Source organism: Halopiger thermotolerans (assembly GCF_054654555.1).
Genome location: NZ_BAAIEU010000004.1, coordinates 2,112,258 through 2,132,682 on the forward strand (window position 1 = coordinate 2,112,258; position 20,425 = coordinate 2,132,682).

Annotated in this window: 24 protein-coding genes and 1 tRNA gene; 17 read left to right on the plus strand and 8 right to left on the minus strand. The window is 66.6% G+C overall.

Annotation, left to right across the window (positions count from 1 at the left end; all coding sequences use genetic code 11):
- The first annotated feature begins 135 nt into the window (after positions 1-135).
- The 6 genes from ACYQ26_RS18300 (at position 136) to ACYQ26_RS18325 (ending at position 7,357) form a co-directional block, all read left to right on the plus strand.
- Complete coding sequence (locus tag ACYQ26_RS18300) at positions 136-2,070, plus strand: ABC transporter substrate-binding protein (RefSeq protein ID WP_459810320.1); 1,935 nt, start codon at positions 136-138, stop codon at positions 2,068-2,070.
- A gap of 99 nt (positions 2,071-2,169) precedes the next feature.
- Positions 2,170-3,126: an ABC transporter permease gene (locus tag ACYQ26_RS18305; protein WP_459810321.1), complete on the plus strand. Its 957-nt coding sequence runs from the start codon at positions 2,170-2,172 to the stop codon at positions 3,124-3,126.
- Positions 3,119-4,168 carry an ABC transporter permease gene (locus tag ACYQ26_RS18310; RefSeq protein ID WP_459810322.1) on the plus strand — a complete coding sequence of 350 codons (1,050 nt, stop codon included), beginning with the start codon at positions 3,119-3,121 and terminating at the stop codon, positions 4,166-4,168. The genes ACYQ26_RS18305 and ACYQ26_RS18310 overlap by 8 nt, the downstream gene beginning before the upstream one ends.
- Entirely contained in the window at positions 4,168-5,325 is a 1,158-nt protein-coding gene (locus tag ACYQ26_RS18315; RefSeq protein ID WP_459810323.1) for an ABC transporter ATP-binding protein, read from the plus strand. Before ACYQ26_RS18310 ends, ACYQ26_RS18315 begins: the two co-directional genes overlap by 1 nt.
- Positions 5,318-6,718 (plus strand): ABC transporter ATP-binding protein, encoded by a 1,401-nt coding sequence (locus tag ACYQ26_RS18320; RefSeq protein WP_459810324.1) that lies wholly within the window; start codon positions 5,318-5,320, stop codon positions 6,716-6,718. The genes ACYQ26_RS18315 and ACYQ26_RS18320 overlap by 8 nt, the downstream gene beginning before the upstream one ends.
- A gap of 87 nt (positions 6,719-6,805) precedes the next feature.
- Positions 6,806-7,357, plus strand: coding sequence for a DUF7974 family protein (locus tag ACYQ26_RS18325; protein WP_459810325.1), 552 nt, complete (start codon positions 6,806-6,808; stop codon positions 7,355-7,357).
- Positions 7,358-7,574: 217 nt separating this feature from the next.
- On the opposite strand, the gene ACYQ26_RS18330 is transcribed toward ACYQ26_RS18325, so the two are convergent.
- The 3 genes from ACYQ26_RS18330 to ACYQ26_RS18340 form a co-directional block, all read right to left on the minus strand.
- Positions 7,575-7,649 (minus strand) — tRNA-Met (locus tag ACYQ26_RS18330).
- Positions 7,650-7,715: 66 nt separating this feature from the next.
- Positions 7,716-8,162, minus strand: a complete 447-nt coding sequence (locus ACYQ26_RS18335) for a GtrA family protein (RefSeq protein ID WP_459810326.1) — start codon at positions 8,160-8,162, stop codon at positions 7,716-7,718.
- A 268-nt stretch (positions 8,163-8,430) separates the two neighbouring features.
- Positions 8,431-8,697, minus strand: a complete 267-nt coding sequence (locus ACYQ26_RS18340) for an HAH_0734 family protein (protein WP_459810327.1) — start codon at positions 8,695-8,697, stop codon at positions 8,431-8,433.
- Between the two features lie 179 nt (positions 8,698-8,876).
- On the opposite strand from ACYQ26_RS18340, the gene ACYQ26_RS18345 reads away from it, so the two are divergent.
- The 5 genes from ACYQ26_RS18345 to ACYQ26_RS18365 are packed head-to-tail and all read left to right on the plus strand — an operon-like array spanning position 8,877 to position 11,089.
- Positions 8,877-9,158 carry a 50S ribosomal protein L44e gene (locus tag ACYQ26_RS18345; RefSeq protein WP_459810328.1) on the plus strand — a complete coding sequence of 94 codons (282 nt, stop codon included), beginning with the start codon at positions 8,877-8,879 and terminating at the stop codon, positions 9,156-9,158.
- 5 nt (positions 9,159-9,163) lie between these two features.
- Positions 9,164-9,337: a 30S ribosomal protein S27e gene (locus ACYQ26_RS18350; RefSeq protein WP_013881421.1), complete on the plus strand. Its 174-nt coding sequence runs from the start codon at positions 9,164-9,166 to the stop codon at positions 9,335-9,337.
- Positions 9,334-10,134 carry a translation initiation factor IF-2 subunit alpha gene (locus tag ACYQ26_RS18355; RefSeq protein WP_459810329.1) on the plus strand — a complete coding sequence of 267 codons (801 nt, stop codon included), beginning with the start codon at positions 9,334-9,336 and terminating at the stop codon, positions 10,132-10,134. The genes ACYQ26_RS18350 and ACYQ26_RS18355 overlap by 4 nt, the downstream gene beginning before the upstream one ends.
- The gene (locus ACYQ26_RS18360) at positions 10,135-10,314 is read left to right on the plus strand and encodes an RNA-protein complex protein Nop10 (protein ID WP_120244657.1); all 180 of its coding nucleotides are present in this window, start codon (positions 10,135-10,137) and stop codon (positions 10,312-10,314) included. It abuts the gene before it with no gap.
- Between the two features lie 7 nt (positions 10,315-10,321).
- Entirely contained in the window at positions 10,322-11,089 is a 768-nt protein-coding gene (locus ACYQ26_RS18365; RefSeq protein ID WP_459810330.1) for a proteasome assembly chaperone family protein, read from the plus strand.
- Between the two features lie 84 nt (positions 11,090-11,173).
- Here the strand turns inward: ACYQ26_RS18365 and ACYQ26_RS18370 are convergent, their stop codons facing one another.
- Positions 11,174-11,953, minus strand: a complete 780-nt coding sequence (locus tag ACYQ26_RS18370; protein ID WP_459810331.1) for a DUF7839 domain-containing protein — start codon at positions 11,951-11,953, stop codon at positions 11,174-11,176.
- A gap of 258 nt (positions 11,954-12,211) precedes the next feature.
- Here ACYQ26_RS18370 and ACYQ26_RS18375 point away from each other — a divergent pair, with 258 nt between their 5' ends.
- Positions 12,212-13,465 carry a digeranylgeranylglycerophospholipid reductase gene (locus tag ACYQ26_RS18375; protein ID WP_459810332.1) on the plus strand — a complete coding sequence of 418 codons (1,254 nt, stop codon included), beginning with the start codon at positions 12,212-12,214 and terminating at the stop codon, positions 13,463-13,465.
- 212 nt (positions 13,466-13,677) lie between these two features.
- On the plus strand, positions 13,678-14,925 hold the full coding sequence (locus tag ACYQ26_RS18380) for an FAD-dependent oxidoreductase (RefSeq protein WP_459810333.1): 1,248 nt from the start codon (positions 13,678-13,680) through the stop codon (positions 14,923-14,925).
- 76 nt (positions 14,926-15,001) lie between these two features.
- Here ACYQ26_RS18380 and ACYQ26_RS18385 read toward each other — a convergent pair whose 3' ends face one another.
- The 3 genes from ACYQ26_RS18385 to ACYQ26_RS18395 form a co-directional block, all read right to left on the minus strand.
- Complete coding sequence (locus tag ACYQ26_RS18385) at positions 15,002-15,298, minus strand: HalOD1 output domain-containing protein (protein ID WP_459810334.1); 297 nt, start codon at positions 15,296-15,298, stop codon at positions 15,002-15,004.
- The gene (locus tag ACYQ26_RS18390) at positions 15,291-15,776 is read right to left on the minus strand and encodes an Lrp/AsnC family transcriptional regulator (RefSeq protein ID WP_459810335.1); all 486 of its coding nucleotides are present in this window, start codon (positions 15,774-15,776) and stop codon (positions 15,291-15,293) included. The genes ACYQ26_RS18385 and ACYQ26_RS18390 overlap by 8 nt, the downstream gene beginning before the upstream one ends.
- Before the next feature lie 213 nt (positions 15,777-15,989).
- Positions 15,990-16,730: an SDR family oxidoreductase gene (locus ACYQ26_RS18395; protein ID WP_459810336.1), complete on the minus strand. Its 741-nt coding sequence runs from the start codon at positions 16,728-16,730 to the stop codon at positions 15,990-15,992.
- Between the two features lie 135 nt (positions 16,731-16,865).
- Between ACYQ26_RS18395 and ACYQ26_RS18400 the strand changes: the two genes are divergently transcribed.
- The 4 genes from ACYQ26_RS18400 (at position 16,866) to ACYQ26_RS18415 (ending at position 19,145) form a co-directional block, all read left to right on the plus strand.
- Positions 16,866-17,321, plus strand: coding sequence for a universal stress protein (locus tag ACYQ26_RS18400; protein WP_459810337.1), 456 nt, complete (start codon positions 16,866-16,868; stop codon positions 17,319-17,321).
- Positions 17,322-17,575: 254 nt separating this feature from the next.
- Complete coding sequence (locus ACYQ26_RS18405) at positions 17,576-17,719, plus strand: DUF7560 family zinc ribbon protein (RefSeq protein WP_459810338.1); 144 nt, start codon at positions 17,576-17,578, stop codon at positions 17,717-17,719.
- A 147-nt stretch (positions 17,720-17,866) separates the two neighbouring features.
- Complete coding sequence (locus tag ACYQ26_RS18410) at positions 17,867-18,496, plus strand: universal stress protein (RefSeq protein WP_459810339.1); 630 nt, start codon at positions 17,867-17,869, stop codon at positions 18,494-18,496.
- 46 nt (positions 18,497-18,542) lie between these two features.
- Positions 18,543-19,145 (plus strand): DUF7998 family protein, encoded by a 603-nt coding sequence (locus tag ACYQ26_RS18415; RefSeq protein WP_459810340.1) that lies wholly within the window; start codon positions 18,543-18,545, stop codon positions 19,143-19,145.
- A gap of 52 nt (positions 19,146-19,197) precedes the next feature.
- On the opposite strand, the gene ACYQ26_RS18420 is transcribed toward ACYQ26_RS18415, so the two are convergent.
- A complete protein-coding gene (locus ACYQ26_RS18420) occupies positions 19,198-20,322 on the minus strand; it encodes a Gfo/Idh/MocA family protein (protein ID WP_459810341.1) in 1,125 nt (374 codons plus the stop codon).
- Positions 20,323-20,425: the final 103 nt, after the last annotated feature.

Sequence of the window (20,425 nt, forward strand, 5' to 3'; positions counted from 1 at the left end):
ACTATGAACGATCATAGTCAGCTATGGGTAGAGATTGGATGTTGGGCTCCCAGTCCGGAGCTACGGTAAACAGTCCAAATATCACCTTGGTAGAAAGCGACACATATTTATATTTGTATTTTGCATCAAGGAGTCATGGTGCAGGAAGACAATCAATCTAAATTTAATCGCCGACACCTTCTACAGGGGATCGGCGGTGCTGGAATCGCTGCAGTCGCCGGGTGCCTCGGCAGCGAGAGCGAACAGAGTGACACGCCCTTCGAGATTCAGTTCGAGGTGAACGCGAACAACGACGACCGCGTTCAGATGGTCGAGTTGATCGCCAACTCCCTCGAGCAGACGGGGTACTTCTCCACGTCAGTCGAAGACTACGAGTGGAACACCTACGTCTCCCGCGTGATGGGGCCGGACTACCCGAACCAGGGCGTCATTCCGGCGATCGGGCTCTCCGGCGAGTTCAACCCCGGAAGCTACTGTAGCGCGCTCCACCACTCCAGCAACCAGGGGCAGTGCTGTAACCTGAACGGGATCAGCGACTCCGAACTCGACGAGATGATCGACAACGCGCGGTTCGACGCCGCCGTGGCGGACGATCCCGAACTCCGCGCCGAACGGTACGACGAGATCTGGCGGTACCTCGCGGACCACCGGTACAGTTCGATCACGCATTTCGACCTCGAGATCGCCGTGCTGAACACCGACGTCTACGGGTTCACCGCGTACCCGTTCCAGGGCAGCTTGCTCAGTTACGGGCTGTACGCACCCCACGACGAGCAGATCACCTGGGTCGATCGCGAGAGCGACACGCAGCCGGCCGACGCCGGCCTGTCCGACCTTTCGGAAGGCGGAACGCTCGCGGGTGCGATCGCGGCGAACGTCGAGTCGTTCGACCCGCCGTACAGCACGGACGCGAACTCGCTGTTGAACCAGAACCTCGTGTTCGAACAGCTCATCCGCCTCGACGACAGCGGGAACGTGTACCCGTGGCTCGCGGAGAGCTACGAACTCGTCGAGACGCAGGACATCGACCGGACCGCCTACGAGGAGTACATGACCGCGGTCGCGGCGGACGACGAGGGCGCTATCGACACGGACGAACAGATCATCGTTCAGCACCCCGACGACGATCCGGTCGCGGACGACGAGGTCCGCGTAATCACGCCGGCCGAAGCGGCCGACGCCGTCGCCGACGGCGTGTTCGGCATGCAGTACCAGTACAACCTCCACGAGGGCATCACGTTCCACAACGGCGAGGAACTCACGGCCGAACACGTGGTGCAGTCCTGCGAGCGCTACGAGAACTCCCAGATGTCGGCCCAGACGTTCGACTCGCTGCTGCACGCCGAAGCCGTCGACGACTACACCGTCAACCTCTACGCGCAGGTGCCCGACGCGGAAGCGGAGCGCCAGCTCCCCGGCATCCACATCCACTCCCTCGAGCAGGCCGATATGGAGGGCGGTGAGCTCGATCCCCGACAGGGAACGACTCCCGTCGGGACGGGTCCCTACGAACTCACCGACTTCGAAGACGAGCAGTACGTCGAGTACGCCAAGTTCGACGACTACTGGCTCGAGAACCTCGGCCTCGACTCGAAGAACTGGTTCGACGGTCCCTCGTCGTTCCCCGACGGCCCCGTCATCGACGCGATCGAACTCCAGATCGTGCCCGACGACGCGACCCGCGCTGGCGCGCTCCAGAACGGCGAGATCGACCTCGCCCACGAGCTCGCGTCGGGCACGCTCGACGACTTCGAGGACTCCGAGGACTACGTGGTGGCGGCCACCGAAGCCGGCGCGTACGACTACATCCAGTACCCGGTCAACGTCGAACCGTGGGACGACAAACGACTCCGAAAGGCCGTCAACTACCTCATCCCGCGCCAGCAGATCGTCGACAACGTCCTGAACGGCTGGGGCAGCCCCGCCTGGACCGACCTCCCCGCCCTCGCCGAGGAGACCGGGACGACCGACGCGGAGGCGCTCGAGGAGGACGTCCGCCCGTACAACGAGTACAACCCCGAGCGCGCGACGGAACTGATCGAGGAAGTGATCGACGAGTACGACCTCTGATCGGTCGCACCGCTCGGCGATTTCGCGGTACCGCGGTTTCGAGAGACTCGAGATATTCGAGAGACATTCGGTAGACACCCACACTGACACTATCCAACTATGAGCTTACGACGCTTCGTACTGAAGCGGTTACTTTCGATTATTCCGATACTGTTCGGCGTATCGGTGATCACGTTCGCGCTCGTGCACCTGACGCCGGGTGATCCGATCGACCAGATCGTCGGCCTCAACCCCGACATGTCCGCCAGCGAGGTGGCGTCGCTGCGGGCGCGGTACGGCCTCGATAAGCCGGTCTGGGAGCAGTATCTGACGTGGATGGGGAACGTTTTGACCGGCGACTTCGGCACCGTGATCAGTTCCGGACGCGCCGTCTCCGACGTCATCCTGACCCGGCTCCCGGAGACGATCGTGCTCGGACTGTTCGGCTGGTCGTTCGGCCTCCTGATCGCGATTCCGACCGGGATCTACGCGGCGGTCAACAAGGGCAGCTTCGGCGACACCGTGAGCCGCTTCGTCGCGCTCTCCGGGATTTCGATCCCGAACTTCTGGCTCGGGCTGATGCTGATCCTCGTCGGCGCGCTGTGGATGGGGCTGTGGCCGGTGCTGCCGCCCGCGCGGAAAGCGCTGTACCATCCGGACATGCTGTGGTACCTGATCCTCCCCGGCCTCACGATCGGGACGGGCGCGGCGGCGTCGATCATGCGCGTCATGCGGACGTCGATGGCCGAGGAGCTGAACAAGGAGTACGTGACGGCCGCCAGGGCGAAGGGGCTTCCCGAGCGGACCGTCGTCCTCAAACACGTCCTCCGTAACTCCCTGATTTCGGTCGTGACCCTCGCGGCGACGCTGACCGCCAGCATCGTCTCCGGCTCGGTCGTCGTCGAGTCCGTGTTCAACTGGCCCGGACTCGGCATGGAACTCATCAACGCGATCAACGGCCGCGAGATCAACCTCATTATGGCGATCACCCTCTTCGTCGGCGTCCTCATCGTCCTGGCGAATCTGGTAGCCGACATCCTGTACGCGGCACTCGACCCGAGGATCAGATATGACTAGAGAGCAATCGACGGAACGCGGACGAATTACCATCTCCGGCTTTGACGCAGAGCACGTCGAACAACGGGACCCGCTGTCGAGCTGGACCGACGACACGGCCGGCGAGACGCGGAGCCGATGGCAGCGCGCCTGGACCCGATTCAAACGGAACCGATCCGCGCTGATCGGCCTCGCGGTCGTCGCCGTCCTCTCCTTGCTGGCGCTTTTCGCGCGGCCGGTGACGGTCCTCGGCGTGACGGTCCAGCCCTTCTCGCTGGCCCCCTACGATCCGACGGCGGTGCTGTACCTGCAGGATCCGAGCGTCAACGTCTACGATCCGCCGTCGCTCGCGCACCCGATGGGGATCGACGGCTCCGGTCGCGATCTGTTCTCGCGGATCCTCTACGGCGGCCGCTACAGCATCTCGATCGGCTTCATCGTCGTCCTGCTGACCGCGAGCTTCGGCACAGTTTACGGCGCGATTTCGGGGTACTACGGCGGCTGGGTCGACGAGATCATGATGCGGATCGTCGACACCGTCTTCGCGTTCCCGTTCCTGATCATGGCGCTGATCATCGTCGCGATGCTCGGCAGCGGCTACTGGCAGCTCGTGCTCGCCTTTACCCTCGTGGGCTGGGCGAGTTACGCGCGACTCATCCGCGGCGAGGTCCTGAAGGTCAAAGAGAACGAGTACGTCCTGGCCGCGAAGGCGCTGGGCGCGCGCGATCGATCCGTCATCTTCAGACACATCGTTCCGAACGCGCTGCCCCCGCTGCTGGTCGTCGCGTCGCTCAACATCGGCACCGTCGTCATCAGCGTCGCCGCGCTCGGCTTCCTCGGACTCGGCATGCCGCCGGGCTCCGCCGAGTGGGGCACCATGCTCGACCAGACCCGCGAGACCCTCATTCAGGGTCCCGAAGGGGCGATTCCCTGGTGGGCGACGGTGTTCCCGGGCGGCGCGATTTTCCTATTCGTCATGGCGATGAACATGATCGGCGACGGCATCAACGACGCCCTAGACGCCCAGGAGACCGGCGTCGAGACGCAGGGAGGTGGTGCCTGATGGCGCTGCTCGAGGTCAACGATCTGACGGTCAAGTTCTACACCGAAGACGGCGTCGTCACCGCGGTCGACGACCTCTCCTACCGCATCGAGCGCGGGGAGAAGTTCGGCGTCGTCGGCGAGAGCGGCGCCGGCAAAAGCGTCACGGCGCTGTCGCTGATGCGCCTCATCGAGAGCCCCGGTCAGATCGAGAGCGGCGAGATCCTGTTCAAGGGGGAGGACGTCCTCGAGATGACCGAGCGGGAGGTCCGCGACATCCGGGGCAACGAGATGGCCATGATCTTCCAGGACGCCCAAACCGCGCTCAACCCCGTCTACACGGTCGGGGAACAGATCTCGGAGGCGATCCGGCACCACCTCGGCTACGACGACGCCGAGGCCTGCGAGCGAGCTATCCAGCTGCTCGACCGGGTCGGCATTCCCGAGGCCGAGGCGCGCTACTCCGACTATCCCCACGAGTTCTCCGGCGGAATGCAACAGCGGGCCGTCATCGCGATGGCGCTGTCGTGCGACCCCGACCTGTTGCTCTGCGACGAACCGACGACCGCCCTCGACGTGACGATCGAAGCCCAGATCCTCGACGAACTCGAGGAGCTGGCCGACGAGTTCGACACCGCGATCCAGCTGATCACGCACGACCTGGGCGTCGTCGCCGAGGTCTGCGACCGCGTGATGGTGATGTACGCGGGCAAACCCGTCGAGAAGGCGCCCGTCGAGGAGCTCTACTACGATCCCAAACACCCCTACACGGTCGGGCTGATGAGTTCGATCCCGCGGATCGGCACCGAGCGGGACCGGCTGCAGACGATCCCCGGCACGATGCCGGACCTCGTCGAGTTGCCGCCGGGCTGTAGCTTCCACCCCCGCTGTCCGTTCGCGGAGGAGGCCTGTACCCGGAAGGAACCGCCGCTGCTTGACCCCGAAACGGGCGAGCCGGCGACCGATTCCTCGACCGAGCGCGCGGCGGCGTGTCTCGAGTACGCCGGCGAACTCGTCGACGGGCTCGACTACACGGTCGAGGTTCGAGACGAGGCGGCCGGCGAGGGTGCCGACGGAGGCGCCGGGACCGGGACCGAAACCGAGGCGGTGCCCGGAGCCGGATCGACCACAACACGCACCGACACGCCTGCGAATTCGGACGGTGATCGAGATGCGTAGCGACGAACCGATCCTTCGCGCCGAGAACCTGACGAAGCACTACGACAGCAGCGACGGCCTCATCGACAGCCTGCTCGGCCGCAGCCAGTGGGTGAAAGCCGTCGACGGCGTCGACCTCGAACTGTACGAGGGCGAAACCCTGGGCGTCGTCGGCGAGTCCGGCTGCGGAAAGAGCACCCTCGGGCGCGCGCTCTTGCAGTTGATCGAGCCGACCGACGGCTCCGTCTACTACCGCGGCAGGGGCGGATCGGGAGCGGGCACCGAGGAACTCGAGCTAACCAACCTCTCCAGCAAGCGCCTGCGCGATCTCCGGACGGACCTCCAGTACATCTTCCAGGATCCGTTCTCGAGCCTGAACCCGCGCCTGACCGTCGGCGACATCATCGGCGAGCCGCTCGACATTCACGACATCGCCTCGGGCGAGGAGCGAACCGAACGGATCTACGACCTCCTCGAGACCGTCGGGCTGAACCCGAGCCACGCTCACCGGTACCCCCACGAGTTCTCCGGCGGCCAGCGCCAGCGCATCGGCATCGCGCGGGCGCTCGCCGTCGATCCCGAGATCATCGTCTGCGACGAGCCCGTCTCGGCGCTGGACGTCTCGGTCCAGGCGCAGATCCTCAATCTACTCGAGGACCTGCAGGAGGAGTTCGGCCTCTCGTACATCTTCATCGCGCACGACCTGAGCGTCGTCGAACACATCTCGGATCGGATCGCGGTGATGTACCTCGGCGAGTTCGCGGAGGTCGGGACGACCGAGGAGGTCTTCTCGCCGCCCCACCACCCCTACACCGAGGCGCTGCTGTCGGCCATCCCCGAACCGGATCCGCTCTGGGAGGGCGAGCAGATCTTCCTGCCGGGGACCGTCCCGTCGCCGATCGATCCGCCATCGGGCTGTCGGTTCCACACGCGGTGTCCGCGGATCATCCAGCCGGAAGCGTACGACATGGAGCAGGACGTCTGGCGCTCCGTCGTCGACTTCCGACTGCGGCTCGCGGACGCGGAGAGCGTCGACGCGGTCACCGCGGTCGCGGACGACGCGGGCAGAGACGACACGCAGCGGACGGCGCCGACCGACGTCGCTCCGGACCGCTTCGACGAACTGGTCCGCTCCGAGTTCGGCATTCCACCGGAGGTCTCCGATCCGGACGCCGAGCGGGTGCTCTCGCAGGCGATCGACGACCTCCACGCCGGCGACGTGAGCGGCGCGCTCGATCGCCTCGAGGACGCGTTCACGTCGCCCTGCGAGCGCCGCGAGCCCGACGCCGTCCGGACGGGCGGGACCCACCAGATCTCGTGTTTGCTCTACGAGGACGCGGACGCCGACGGGCGGGTTCGGACCGGCGGCGAGCGAAGCGGTAGCGGCACCGGCGATACGGTCGCCGACGACTGATCGGCGACGCTCCCCCGAACGAGCGCTCGATCGGCGCTCGACGGGGGAATCCGAACGCTTTAGTTTTCATCGGTCCTGCGTCCGCCAGTGCGTCGGATATACGAATCGGAAGCGCTTCGCCGCGACGAGGAGCCGTTCACGCCGGCCGAGACGGAAACCGGCCACAGAATCCAGGCGATGCGGTCGATAAACTCGACCGCGCTGAGCCGACGCGTCGTTCCGCGCTCGCTTCGCCACCGGGCGATCTCCGTCTCGGTGTCGACCCCGCGAACGGAGTACGAGGTCGGCGAGGTCGTCCCGTTTACCGTCACGATGCGGAATCCGCTCCCGGTTCCGATCGCCGTTCCGACTAACTCGCCGCTGCTGTGGACCTGGCGCGTCGACGATCTGCAGGAGGCGTCCGAGATCCAGCTCCACGATCCGCCGGACGAAGCCGGCGAGTTCGTCTTCGACCGGGGCGAACGAAAGCGGATCACGAAGCGGTGGCGACAGCGGTTTCGCGTCTCGGAGTCGGAGTGGGTACCCGCCGAACCGGACAGCTACACGATCGGCGCCGAACTCAACGTCGACGACGCGATGGAGAAGGGACTCGGCGACGAAACGAGTATCCGCATCGTTCCTGACGATGAATCGTCGTAGGTCCCCCCCCCCTCTAACGAGGACGCTTCCTCCGTCTCGCCTTTTCGACGCTCACGGCCACGTCTCCGACGGAGTGGTCCCTATCGGTCGGCCAAGTCGCGGCGAAACGTAACCGGATCTAGTAGTTGACCCGCGCGAAGACCGCCTGTATCGCTCGCGGTCTGCTCTCGGAACTCGCCCGATATTTGTCGCTCACGGGCTTGTTTCCGACAAAACATAGCGGGAGGTGGATTTGAACCACCGATCTGCGGGTTATGAGCCCGCCGGAATCTCCTGGCTATCCCATCCCGCTACCAGCACGTAACCGAGTGTATTAGTTAAGGGTTGTGATTCGGACGCCGTATGGGGATTTCTACCGTTAGCCTCGGTGGACCCGCCACGTGTAGAGGCTCTCACAGATGTAGTTGACGAAGAAGCCGACGCCCAGCCCAACCGCGTTCGCCGCGAGGTACCAGACGTCGAACCAGCGAACCAGCCCCGCCAGCACGCCGAGGGTCACGAGAAACCCGGCGAACCGAACCGCGTTCGATCGGAGGAACCGCTTCCCGAGCGCTCGAGCCCCCGTCTTGCCGTAGTTCGAGAAGGTCCACCACTCGTTGATGACGAAGATGACGGCGATCGAGAGCTCCCACGACAGGACCTTCGCCGGAGCGGGGCCGAGCGACGTCAGTTCGACCAGCAGATACAGGACGAGGATGTCGACGGCGGCGCCGACGAAGCCGACGCCCACGAACAGGCCGAACCGCGCGGTCGACAGCAACGCCCGGAGCCGCATCCGGCACGCCTCGAGGACCGAATCAAACATCGTTTCGGCCCCGCGCCCGCGGGAGTGACGGCGACGGCGAGTTCGCTGCCCGATGCTCGAAACGACCCGAAAACGGGAGACGGAAACGAGGCGGAGAAGCGGGACCGTGCGATTCGGTCCGGAACGACTGCACACCCTGCTCGAGGCCGGCCGGCGGACCCCCTCCCCCCGCTGCGCGGCTCGGTCGCATCTGCTCGACCGTCGAGCGAGGGAGGAGAAAAGCGTACTGGAAACGGAAGCCGCGGGCGGAGCGTGTGACGGCCCGCAGTCAGAGCGCGAGGTCGGCGCTCGCGCGCACGACCTCGACGTCCTCGGCGTCGACGCGGTCGACGTCGAGGAAGTGGGGGACGAAGTTGCGCTTCTCGTAGTCCTCGTACTCCGACTGGTCCCCGACGGTACACCAGAGTTGCACCTCCTCGGGCCCGTGCCACTCGCCGTTGCGGTTGATTCCGAAACAGACCACTTCCTCCCCCTCGTACTCGACGACGGCCCCTTTGCGGATGCCCGGGTCCCCGTGGATGATGAGCTGTTTCATACGGCAGCGTTCGCAGGAAAGACGATTAAACGCTTCGAACGCGTCCACGTCTCCGTCCGCGCCTCCTGGCGGAGTCGCTGGCCGGGTTCCCGATCCGCGAAGGGGATCGCGATTTCGCCGACGGCGAACCAAACGGGTTTTAAACAGCCGTCTCTTAGCCCACGGCAAGTGAGATAACCATGCAGATGCCACGCCGATTCAATACGTACTGCCCGTTCTGTAACGAACACCACGAACACGAAGTCGAGAAGGCCCGGACCGGGCGCTCGAGCGGCATGAAGTGGGACGCTCGCCGAACCAAGCGCAACTCCTCGAGCATCGGTAACTCCGGTCGCTTCTCGAAGGTGCCCGCCGGCGAGAAGCCGACCAAGAAGACCGACCTCAAGTACCGCTGCAGCGAGTGCGGCAAGGCCCACCTCCGCGAGGGATGGCGCGCCGGCCGACTCGAGTTCCAGGAGTGATCACTATGGCAGGAAGCTTCTACCAGGTACGATGCAGTGACTGCGAGAACGAACAGACCGTCTTCGGCAAGGCCTCCACGGAGGTCGCCTGCGCAGTCTGCGGGACGACGCTGGCGCGACCGACCGGCGGCAAAGCCGAGATCGAACACGAGATCATCGAGACCGTCGAGTCACGATGAAGTTCAGCGGCTGGCCCGACACCGGCGAGCTCGTCGTCGGGAAGATCGACGAGATCGAGGACTTCGGCGTCTTCGTCGATCTCGAGGAGTACGAGGACAAGCGCGGTCTGATCCACATCTCCGAGGTCGCCTCGGGGTGGATCAAGAACGTCCGCGACCACGTCCGCGAGGGCCAGATCGTCGTCTGCAAGGTGTTAGACGTCGACCAGGAGTCCCAGCAGATCGACCTCTCGCTGAAGGACGTCAACGATCACCAGCGCTCCGAGAAGATCCAGCAGTGGAAAAACGAGCAGAAGGCCGACAACTGGATGGAGCTGGCGCTCGGTGAGGACGCCGACGACGAGACCTACACCGCGATCGCGAACGAACTGATCGGGGCCCACGGCAGCCTCTACAACGGCTTCAAGCAGGCCGCGATCCACGGCGACGAGGCCCTCGAGGACACCGACCTCTCCGACGACGAGATCGATTCGATCGTCGAGACGGCTCGCGAGAACGTCTCGGTGCCGTACGTCAACGTCACCGGCTACGTCGACCTCGAGAACCCCTCGCCCAGCGGCGTCGACGGCATCCGCGAGGCCCTGCAGGCCGCCGAAGGCAACGGCGAGGTCCCCGACGAGGTCGAACTCGACGTGAGCTACGTCGGCGCACCCGAGTATCGGATCGAGGTGCAGGCGCCCAACTACAAGACCGCGGAATCCCAGCTCGAGGAGAGCGCTCAGCGCGCGATCGCCGCCATCGAGGACGAGGGCGGCTCCGGCGAGTACCACCGCGAGCGCCGCACCGACGACGAATAGATGAAATCCGACATCCGGGTGTGTTCGGCGTGGCGCGAGCGACACGACCGCCCGGTGTATACCCTTTCTACCGAGTGTCCGGAGTGCGGGGCCGACGCCGAAAACAGCGCGCCGGCGCCGTTCGATCCCGAAGATCCCTACGGCGAGTACCGACGGTCTCTTAAGCGTCGCAATCGCTGATTCGGGTATGGACGAACTCGAGATCGACGCAGTCGACGACGTCGAACTGGACGATCCGGTGCTCGTCGAAGGGCTGCCGGGCGTCGGCCACGTCGGAAAGCTCGCGGTCGATCACCTGCTCGAGGAACTCGAGGGCGAGAGCACCCTCGTGCGCCGCGTCTACTCCCAGGAGTTCCCCCCGCAGGTGAGCATCGAGGACGGCGTCGCCGAGCTGACCTGCGCCGAGATCTACGCCGTCTCGGCGTCCGAGGGTCGCGATCTCCTCCTGCTGACCGGCGACCACCAGGCCCAGACCAACGCGGGCCACTACGTGCTCACGAGCGCCTTCCTCGACATCGCCGAGGAGTTCGGCGCCGACGAGGCGTACGCGCTCGGCGGCGTGCCGACCGGCGAACTCATCGAGGAGTACGCCGTCGTCGGCGCCGTCAACGACGCGTCGCTGCGCGAGGACCTCGAGGACGCCGGGGTCGAGTTCCGCGAGGACGAACCCGCGGGCGGTATCGTCGGCGTCTCCGGGCTCCTCCTGGGACTGGGGGACCGCCGCGGGTTCGAGGCGAGTTGCTTGATGGGCGAAACCAGCGGCTACCTCGTCGACCCCAAGAGCGCCCGCGCGGTGCTCGAGGTGCTCGAGGCGCTGCTCGGGTTCGAACTCGACTACGAGACGTTGGACGAGCGGGCCGACGAGATGGAGGAGGTCATGGGCAAGATCCAGGAGATGGAACAGCAGCAACAACAGCAGGTGCCGACCGACGACGACCTGCGGTACATCGGCTGACGGCGGTCCGGTTTTCGTTATCTTTGTCGGTTGCGGTCGGCGAACCGTCGGCGTAGCTTGTCGCGCCGCAGACGGGTAGGCGGTTCAGCTTTCGAGAACTTCGTAGGAAACGTCAGCATCCCGGAGCGCGTCGGTCACGCGGCCGACGGCGTCGGTGGTGGCGACGGCGACGACCTCGAGGCCGCGTTCGGCCGCGTCGGCGGCGACCTCGCCGACGGCGAACGTGACGGCCGGTTCGGCGTCGGCCTCGCGGCAGGCGACGACGGCCTCGACGCCGGTCGCGACGATCAGGTCCGCGTCGTCGCAGTAGTCCGCGACGGCCTCGAGATCGACCTCGCGGCTGCCGCCGGTCCTGACGGCGGGGACCTGCAGCACCGTCACCGACCCCGGATCCAGTTCGATGACGCCCTCGAAGCTGGTGACCCCGACGTCGGTGCCGGCCGCGGCGTCAGTGGTCGCGACCCCGGTCGCCGGCCCCTCGTCGCCGGGGGTCGCGTGGAGCAGGCCGTCCTCGACGGTCAGCGAGACGATGTCGCCCTCCTCGAGGTCGGCGGTCGCGATGGCGGCGTCCTCACCCATCGCGCCGAGGACGTCCTCGGTGACGTGGTCCGCGAAGCGGCGGACGTCGCCCGCGGCCTGAAAGAGCCAGTCGACGCCTTCCTTGGTGACGCGGTACCGCGACCGTCCCTCCTTCTCGACGAGGCCGTCGTCGACGAGCTCGCGGATGTACTCGCTGACGGCCTGACTCGTGACGCCGACTTCCTCGGCGATCTCACCCTGGCTGACCGCGGGCTGGCGCTCGGCGATCTGCACGAGGATGCGAAACCGCGTCGCGGCCCGCTTGTTGTCGAGGACGTCGACCATACCGGAGTGTTTCGCGAGCGCGCCAAAAAGATGCGCGGTCCCGCCGAGTCGGTCCCGGGCGCGGACGGCCGTCGACGACGCCGGTCGCCGGCCCTCGCCCCGCCAACACGGAAGTAGCTTCGGCGCTATAGTACCGATAGGAAACTCGAGGGACCGGCGCCGAAACCGGAATCTGACCGGGCGTCACGAACATATAAGCAAGATGGTACGGCAGCACAACTGGACAAACTCATTAGGATCCGAGCAAATCACGATTACATGAACGATCGCTACGACGTGGTGATTGCCGGCGCCGGTCCCGCGGGAGCACAGTGTGCCCGGGACCTCGCCGCGAGGGACTACGACGTCGTCGTCCTCGAGACCGAATCCGAGGACGAGTTCCCCCGCCAGAGCAACAAGTCGACCGCCGGGACCTTCCCGTCGATGATGGCCTCCTTCGGCATTCCGGACGACGTCGTGATGCAGTACACCGACAGCGTCGTTCTGGAGTCGCCCCACGAGTACTTCGTACAGGAACAGCCCGGGGCCGTCCTCGAGTTCGGGGACTTCAAGCGCTACCTCGTCGAGGACGGCCGCGAGAAGGGCGCGGAGTACCGGTTCGACGCGCGAGCGACCGCGCCGATCACGGAGAACGGCGAGATCGTCGGCGTCACCTACAACGGCGACGAGGAGATCTACGGCGAGATCGTCGTCGACGCGACCGGCCCCGCCGCGCCGATCGCGAAGAAACTCGGCGTCAGCAACTTGGAGCGGAAGAACCACGCGATCGGCATCGAGTACGAACTCGAGGGGATCGACATCGACCGGCCCGGCTTCGCGGACCTGCGGGACGCGATGATGCTGCGACTGGACCACGACATCGCGCCGGGCGGCTACTCGTGGATCTTCCACACCGGCGGCGACACCGCCAAGGTCGGCCTCTGTTACATCCAGAACGAGCGCTACCAGCAGTACGGCGAGGACAGCAAGAGCATCGACGACTACCTCCAGCACTGGCTCGACACCGATCCCCGCTTCGCGGACGCCCAGCGCATCGAAGGGAAGCAACACCGCGGCTCGGCCCACATCCAGATGCCGGGCAAGATGCACACCGACCGGTTCATGGCCATCGGCGACACCGTGCCGACGGTCGACCCCCTCTGGGGCGAGGGGATCAACAAGTGCATGCAGTCCGGACGGATGGCCGCCGCCGCGGCCGACAGCTGCCTCAAGCACGGCAACCTCGAGCCGACCGCGGAGAACCTCGAGGTCTACGAGACGCTGTGGCACCGCGAGGTCGCGCCGAACATGCAAAAGCGCCTGTGGATGACGCGGCTGCTCTACCTGGCGGACAACGAGCGGTACGACCGGTTCATGCGGGATCTCAACCGGTTCGACGAGGACACGCTGGCGCAGGCGAACAAGGGTAACGTCGCCGCGATCTCGAAGCTGCTCCATCTGGACGACCTGCCGCTGCTCGCACGGCTCGGCACGGAGTATCTGGATTTTAGCTCGCTCAATCCGCTGCGGTAGCTGACTCGGTCGCACGACCCGCCGATCCGATCACCGAACGATCTTCGACCGATCGCCGAACGATCGCTGGTTCTCGCTCGTCGCCGTCATCGCCGCGCTCGACCCGTCGTGCATTTGGTCTCGAGCGCCGCCCGCAGCAGGCCCCCGATCGCGAACTTGCGGCGGGAACGCGCCGGGACCAGAGGTTTCCCCGTCGAGGCCTTCGCTCTGCTATGCCGATTCAAACTGACGTACTCGTCATCGGCGGCGGCGCGACGGGCGCCGGCACCGCGCGCGACCTCGCGCTGCGGGGCCTCGACGTCGCGCTCGTCGACCGCGACGGCCTCGCCGCGGGCACCTCGAGTCGCTCGCACGGGCTCTGTCACAGCGGCGCGCGGTACGCCGAGAGCGATCCGGCCGGCGCCGAGGAGTGCATCCGGGAACGCGAGGTTCTCGGCGAGATAGCCGGCGCGTGCGTCCGCGACACCGGCGGGCTATTCGTGCAACTCGAGGACGACGATCCCAGCTACTTCGCGGCCAAGCGCGACGCCTGCGAGGAGGTCGGCATTCCGACGACGGAGCGCGAGGGGGACGACGTCCGGGCCGAGGTGCCAGCCCTCGCGGCGGACGTCGAGCGGGCGCTGTCGGTCCCCGACGCCGTGATCTACCCCTCGCGGCTCGTCGCCGCGAACGCGGCGGCCGCGCGAGAGCACGGCGCACGTATCCTCACACACGCGCCCGTGGAGGGCATGCGCCTCGAGGGCGACCGGATCGCCGCGGTCCGTCTCGGCGGGCGGGTCGACGACGCCGTCGAGGCCGACTTCGTCGTCAACGCCGCCGGCGCGTGGGCGGGCCGCGTCGCCGCGATGGACGAGATCGACGTCGAGATGCAGCCCAACCGAGGCGTCATGGTCTCGGTTCGAGACGACGCCCTCGAGCCGGCGGCGATGCCGGTGCTCAATCGCTGTCGCGAGCCCGCGGACGGGGACATCGTCGTCCCCCACCGAGACGAGGTCGTGCTCGGGACGACGAGCGTCGACGTCGACGACCCCGACGACCACGGGACGGCCGACTGGGAGCTCGAGCGCGTCCGCGAGGAGTGTGCGCGGATGCTGCCGCCGGTCGCGGACGCCGAGCGCGTTCGCACGTGGTGGGGCGTGCGGCCGCTGTACGCGCCCGACGAGGCGACCCGCGAGTCGCGGGGCATCTCGCGGGGCTTTTTCCTGCTCGAACACGACGCGGACGGCGTCGCGAATATGGCCTCGATCGTCGGCGGGAAACTGACGACCTACCGGGCGATGGCCGAGGCGACGGCGGATCTGGTCTGCGACCGGTTCGGGGTCGACGAGCCCTGCGTCACGGCCGGTCGCCGGCTCCCCGGGGCGGACGACCCCGAGCGCCTCGACGCGTTCGTCGCCGAGTTCGACGCCGCCGGGCCCGCGGACGCGGACATCGTTTCGGACGGGAGCCGGTTGGGATAGCCCGCGCTCCGCACTCCGCGCTCGGCGTTCGTGCTCGACGGCGACGGACGACGGACGACGCGGTCGCGGTACGCTATCAGTCGGCGTCCGAGCGCGATCGAACGGTGACCGTCCCGTCGCTTCGGACGGTGACGGCGAACGTTCGGTAGATGAAGGAAACGGTCCGATCGGGGCGCCGTGCGCCCCGGATCAGGGAGTCCATCGCCTCGGGATCGACGGCCTCGTACAGCGGGTCGAGCTCCGCCGGCTCCCGCCCGGTGACGAGCTCGAGCAGCGTGACGACGGCGACGGTCGGCGTGGTCGTTTCGAAGTCGTACCGCGCTCGGTAGGTGTTTCGATCCACCTCGAGTTCGACGATGTTGGCGTTACTCATGGTCGCGGCCCTCCTCGTCGACGAGTCCCCGACCGAAGTGATCGAACGGCTGGTTGTGCGTGCTCTTGAGGATCTTCGAGTTGACGACGTCGATCCCGAGTTCGGTCAGTTCGTCGGAGATGCGCGCGATGTCGTCGGTGTCGGTCCCGACGGCTTCGATCTGGATGTTCTCCGTGCCGTTTAGCACCTCCTGGATCGTCACGATCCCGCTCACGTCGCGGGCCTTCCTCGCGAGCGCTTCCCGCCGCGGATTCGGCGCGGTGCAGATGAACAGGACGTGGAGCTGGAGGCCCGCCGTATCGTAGTCGATGTCGGGATGGTAGCCGCGGATGACCCCCGCCTCCTCGAGTTCTTCGATCCGATTGCGGACCGTGCTCGCGGAGACGCCGATCCTGTCGGCCATCTCCTGAGTCGTGATGCGACGCGCATCCTGTTGCAGCAAGTAAAGGACGGCTCTGTTCGTGGCGTCGAGTTCCATTCTCCTACTATCGCAGTCGCTTCGTACCCATTTTATTGTTACTCAGAAGTTTCTGGAATAATATGCTAATTTAGCAGATAATCGTCCGAATAAATTATCTATACGGCGCTGCGAATGCTAAATTAATAATCGGGTCGAAACGATCCGGCGAGGACGGCGGTCGGCCGACGCGACCGCATACGGAGCGGACGCGCCAGTCGCGCCGACTCGCCGTCAGACGGTTTCCGGCAGCCACCCGCCGTCGACCTCGACGTTCTCCCCGCTGACGTACTCGCTGTCCGGATCGAGGAAGAAGTACAGCGGCTGGATCAGATCCTCGAAGCTCGCGGGCCGACCGCGGGGGAGGTCGTCGGGGAACTCATCGGAGTTTTCGACGACGTACGGCGAAATGGCGTTGACCGTCACCTCGTCGTCCTGCGTGTCGGCCGCGAGCATCCGCGTGAACATCAACACGCCGGCCTTCGCGACGAAATAGGGGAAGTTCTTCGGGCTCACCAGCCCCTGCTCCGAGGAGGCGTAGCCGACGTTGACGATCCGGCCGTAGTCGCGCTCGCGCATGTGCGGCAGGGCGCGCTTCGAGCAGAGGTAGGTCCCGTTGAGGTTCGTCTCGAGCACCCGGTTCCAGGCGTCGAACTCGAGGTCCGCCCAGTGGACGGGGGCGAAGTCGCCGACGTTGTTCACGAGCACGTCGACGCCGCCGAGGTCGGCCTCGACGGCCGCGAACAGCCCGTCGACGCTGTCGGGATCGGTCACGTCGCCCTGGACCGTCATCGCGTCGCCGGCGCCGCGTTCGAGCGCTTCGTCGGCGACCTCGCGTGCCGCGTCGGCGCTCGTGTGGTAGTGTACGGCGACGTCGGCGCCGCGGTCGGCCGTCGCGAGCAGGAGTTCGCGGCCGACGCCTTTCGCGCTGCCCGTCACGAGGACCGTCCGGTTCGAGAGGTCGGGTCCGTCCATACCGCCACCTCCACGACGGGGCGGAAAAATCGTCCGAAACGCGACACGATCGGCCGGCGGCGGACGGTTCACCGGCTCCGCTCACGGCTTGAACCGTCGGATGGATTTACATCGGTGGAGTAAGAACGCGAGAGCATGACGCTCGAAACCGTGTTGCTGGCAGTTGGCCCGGGCGACGCCGAACGGATCGACGAACTCTCCGAAGCCGTCATCGAAGTCGCCGAGCCGGCCGACGCGACCGTCGTGTTGGCCCACGTCTTCACCGACAGCGAGTACGACGAGGTGCTCGACCGCCTCGAGTTCGACCGCAGCGTCGACGAGATCGAACCCGACGAGGTCGCGATGCGCCACTCGACGATCCGCGACCTGCAGACGACCCTCGACGAGTACGACGTCGAGTACGAGGTTCGCGGCGCCGTCGGCGATCACGGGCCGACGATCGTCGACCTCGCGGGCGACGTCGACGCCGATCGCGTCATCGTCGGCGGTCGCCGCCGCTCGCCGACCGGCAAGGCCGTGTTCGGCTCGACGGCGCAGGAAGTGCTGCTCTCCGCGCCGTGTCCGGCGACGTTCGTCCGCAGCGCGGAGTAACGCCGTCGCGAGCGGGCGCTCGCGATCGGCCGACCGAGACCGATCGCCCGTTCGTTTTCTTTCCGACGTACCGCCGAGACACGCAACGCGAGTCGCGACCGTGCTGTTCGTCTCGCTTCGCGTCGATCTCGACCTCGCAGCCGTCCAGATCCTCGACGACGGCCGTGCGGCAGTGCCATCCCCCCAGCGTACTTAAACGTCCCCGATATCGTGGTGCGAACGCTATGCGGGTCGATAACCTAGAAAGAACCGTGATGAGCCCCTACAGATTCAGGTGCCCGGACTGCGCGCAGCGTATCGAACTCGAGGAAGCGGGGCGCGAAGCCGCGGTGGAAAGCGGCTGTCCGTTTTGCGGGTCTGCGATCGGAGCGGACGACTTCGCCTCGGCCGCGACCTAGCGCGTCGGGCGGGCCACGGCTGCGATCGCGTCGATCGAGCCGATGTCGAGACTCGCACTGACGCCCGGCGCTCCCGGACGGAGCGAACCCGCTCTCGCGCCGAGCGGACTCGGGCCTATTTACGTCGCGGTTCCTAACGTCGTGACGATGTACCAGGACGTCCTCATTCCGACGGACGGGAGCGACGGGACGCGACGCTCGATCGAACACGGACTGGCGATCGCGGACCGGTTCGACGCGACCGTTCACGCCCTCTCGGTCGTTCCGGAGGGACCGCTCGGCACGTTCGAAGCGGACGAAGCGACGCCGGCGGCACACCGGGCCGTCGAGCGCGTCGAACTCGAGGCGAACGCGGCGGGCGTCGACGTCGTAACGGCGGTCGAACAGGGCGTCCCCCACGAGGAAATCCTCGAGTACGTCGACGAGAACGGCGTCGACGTGATCGTCATGGGGACCCAGGGGCGGACCGGCATCGACCGCGTGCTGATGGGCAGCGTCACCGAGCGGATCGTCCGCATGGCCGACGTGCCGGTCGTGACGGTGCGGCTGAACGAGGAGCTGCGCATCGAGGACGCGGACGAGGCCGAACGGATCGCGCGCGACGCGCTCGCCGAGGAGGGGTACGACCGGGACGCGGCCGTCCCCGAGGCCCCGCACCGGACCAGCGCCTCCTGGATCGTACCCTTCGAGGTCGACGGCGAACGCGTCCACGTTCACGTCGACGCCGTGAACCGCGAGACGCGGGTCGCGAGCCCGAACCGGCGCAGGAATCGGTAATCGGACGCGGGTATCGCGCCCGCCGACCGAGCCCGCCCGCGGTTACATGTTCGGGGGGAGGTACTGGGCGGACCGCGCGCTACTATCGCCCATGAACCCGTTCTCGACCGCCCGATCGGCCGGCGGCGACAGCGACGGTTTCGACGACACGTCCGAGTTCGTCCCCGAGCACCTCCCCGATCCGGGGCCGTTCCTCGAGGGCCACGATGTCCTCACCGACGGCGAGCACGTCGCGTTCCACGAGGTGACCCGCGAGGTGTTCGAGGAGCGCGGCGTCTACGACGCGACCTTCGGCTACAACCTCGCGATGCTCAACCTTGACGTCCGCCACCCCGAGGCGGGCTTCCGGTACGCGGTCGACGCCGACGATCCGACCGTGCTCCGGGCCGAGTTCACGCCGACGACGGAGTTCTGCCCGCAGGCCGAGGCGCTGGTCACCGGCTCGTTCCGCGCGTGGAACGGTCTCGCCGACCGCCACGAGTTCGATCTCGTGCGCGTGCGCGTCCACCCCTCCCACCACCAGGCCGCCCCGCTCAACGAGTCGCTCGAGCGCCTCGAATCCGAGTTCCGCGAGACCGGCGAAATTCCGGATCCGGACGCCAGCGGAGACGAGAAAACAGAGGAACAGCAGCGGACGTCGCCGTTCTAACGACCTGCTGATTTCGATCCAGACGGGAAATCGCGATTGACGGTGGGCTTGGTTACTCGAGGCCGACCCACTCGCCGCGCTCGTCGCTGTCCTCGACGGCCGCGAGCACGCGCTGGGCGGCCAGCCCGTCCTCGAAGCTCGGGTGGAACTCGCTGCCCTCGTCGACGGCCGAGAGGAACTCGTAGTTCTCGTGGACGAAGGTGTGCTCCCAGCCGATGACGTGGCCCGGCGGCCACCAGTGGTCGACGTAGGGGTCGTCCTCGTCGGTGACGAGGATCGTCTCGTAGCCGCGGTCGCCCTCCCGGAGCAGTTCGAGTTCGTTCAGCCGCTCGAGGGAGAACTTCAGGCTGCCCTTCGAGCCGTGGATCTCGATCGTGTGGTCGTTCTTGTGCCCCGTGGCGTACCGCGTGGCCTCGAGCGTCCCCATCGCGCCGTTTTCGAACTCGAGTTGCGCGGAGTAGGCGTCGTCGACGGTGACGGGGCGGGTCTCGTCTTCCCCTTCGACGGGCCGTTCGTCGACGAACGTCTGTAAGTGGCCGCTGAGTCGCTCGATGTCGCCCGCGAGATCGTCGTCGCCGACGAGGAACCGAAGCAGATCGACCGTGTGCGCGCCCAGATCGCCGAGCGCGCCGGAGCCGGCCATCTCCTCGTCGTTGCGCCACGACCACGGGGCCTCGGGATCGACCAGCCAGTCCTGCAGATAGCGGCCGCGGACGTGGCGGATCTCGCCGAGTTCGCCGTCCTCGAGCAGCCTCTTCGCGTACTGGATCGCAGGGACGAACCGGTAGTTGAAGGCACAGCCGGCGGGCACGTCGTTGCCGGCGTCGCGGGCGGCCTCGGCCATCCGTTCGGCCTCCTCGAGCGTCGGCGCGAGCGGCTTCTCGCAGAAGACGGGGGTGCCGGCCTCGAGGGCGGCGATCGAGGGCTCGGCGTGGACGTGGTTGGGGCCGAGGTTGTAGAAGACGTCGACCTCGTCGACGACGTCTTCCCAGTCGGTCGCGATGGAGTCGAAGCCGAGGCGGTCGGCGGCCTCGCTCAGCGCCTCCTCGTCGCGGCCGACGAGCACGCTGCGCTCGACGTCGGGCGCGTCCGGGAAGAACATCGGCAGCCGCGCCATCGCGTTTGCGTGAGCCTTGCCCATGAACCGGTAGCCGAGAACGCCGACTTGAAGCGTCATGGATTCACGTTCACAATAGATCGAGTTAGAACTTTCCGTCGCGGTGGGAGGCGGGGGCCGACCGATAACAGATCGGGTAATTCATCGGAACGTTCAACACGGA

Excerpts from the sequence above, each read along its gene's own strand:
- ACYQ26_RS18300 (WP_459810320.1), top strand. The coding sequence starts at position 136 with ATGGTGCAGGAAGACAATCAATCTAAATTTAATCGCCGACACCTTCTA.
- ACYQ26_RS18305 (WP_459810321.1), top strand. The coding sequence starts at position 2,170 with ATGAGCTTACGACGCTTCGTACTGAAGCGGTTACTTTCGATTATTCCG.
- ACYQ26_RS18310 (WP_459810322.1), top strand. The coding sequence starts at position 3,119 with ATGACTAGAGAGCAATCGACGGAACGCGGACGAATTACCATCTCCGGC.
- ACYQ26_RS18315 (WP_459810323.1), top strand. The coding sequence starts at position 4,168 with ATGGCGCTGCTCGAGGTCAACGATCTGACGGTCAAGTTCTACACCGAA.
- ACYQ26_RS18320 (WP_459810324.1), top strand. The coding sequence starts at position 5,318 with ATGCGTAGCGACGAACCGATCCTTCGCGCCGAGAACCTGACGAAGCAC.
- ACYQ26_RS18335 (WP_459810326.1), bottom strand. The coding sequence starts at position 8,162 with ATGTTTGATTCGGTCCTCGAGGCGTGCCGGATGCGGCTCCGGGCGTTG.
- ACYQ26_RS18340 (WP_459810327.1), bottom strand. The coding sequence starts at position 8,697 with ATGAAACAGCTCATCATCCACGGGGACCCGGGCATCCGCAAAGGGGCC.
- ACYQ26_RS18345 (WP_459810328.1), top strand. The coding sequence starts at position 8,877 with ATGCAGATGCCACGCCGATTCAATACGTACTGCCCGTTCTGTAACGAA.
- ACYQ26_RS18350 (WP_013881421.1), top strand. The coding sequence starts at position 9,164 with ATGGCAGGAAGCTTCTACCAGGTACGATGCAGTGACTGCGAGAACGAA.
- ACYQ26_RS18355 (WP_459810329.1), top strand. The coding sequence starts at position 9,334 with ATGAAGTTCAGCGGCTGGCCCGACACCGGCGAGCTCGTCGTCGGGAAG.
- ACYQ26_RS18360 (WP_120244657.1), top strand. The coding sequence starts at position 10,135 with ATGAAATCCGACATCCGGGTGTGTTCGGCGTGGCGCGAGCGACACGAC.
- ACYQ26_RS18365 (WP_459810330.1), top strand. The coding sequence starts at position 10,322 with ATGGACGAACTCGAGATCGACGCAGTCGACGACGTCGAACTGGACGAT.
- ACYQ26_RS18370 (WP_459810331.1), bottom strand. The coding sequence starts at position 11,953 with ATGGTCGACGTCCTCGACAACAAGCGGGCCGCGACGCGGTTTCGCATC.
- ACYQ26_RS18375 (WP_459810332.1), top strand. The coding sequence starts at position 12,212 with ATGAACGATCGCTACGACGTGGTGATTGCCGGCGCCGGTCCCGCGGGA.
- ACYQ26_RS18380 (WP_459810333.1), top strand. The coding sequence starts at position 13,678 with ATGCCGATTCAAACTGACGTACTCGTCATCGGCGGCGGCGCGACGGGC.
- ACYQ26_RS18385 (WP_459810334.1), bottom strand. The coding sequence starts at position 15,298 with ATGAGTAACGCCAACATCGTCGAACTCGAGGTGGATCGAAACACCTAC.
- ACYQ26_RS18390 (WP_459810335.1), bottom strand. The coding sequence starts at position 15,776 with ATGGAACTCGACGCCACGAACAGAGCCGTCCTTTACTTGCTGCAACAG.
- ACYQ26_RS18395 (WP_459810336.1), bottom strand. The coding sequence starts at position 16,730 with ATGGACGGACCCGACCTCTCGAACCGGACGGTCCTCGTGACGGGCAGC.
- ACYQ26_RS18400 (WP_459810337.1), top strand. The coding sequence starts at position 16,866 with ATGACGCTCGAAACCGTGTTGCTGGCAGTTGGCCCGGGCGACGCCGAA.
- ACYQ26_RS18405 (WP_459810338.1), top strand. The coding sequence starts at position 17,576 with ATGAGCCCCTACAGATTCAGGTGCCCGGACTGCGCGCAGCGTATCGAA.
- ACYQ26_RS18410 (WP_459810339.1), top strand. The coding sequence starts at position 17,867 with ATGTACCAGGACGTCCTCATTCCGACGGACGGGAGCGACGGGACGCGA.
- ACYQ26_RS18415 (WP_459810340.1), top strand. The coding sequence starts at position 18,543 with ATGTTCGGGGGGAGGTACTGGGCGGACCGCGCGCTACTATCGCCCATG.
- ACYQ26_RS18420 (WP_459810341.1), bottom strand. The coding sequence starts at position 20,322 with ATGACGCTTCAAGTCGGCGTTCTCGGCTACCGGTTCATGGGCAAGGCT.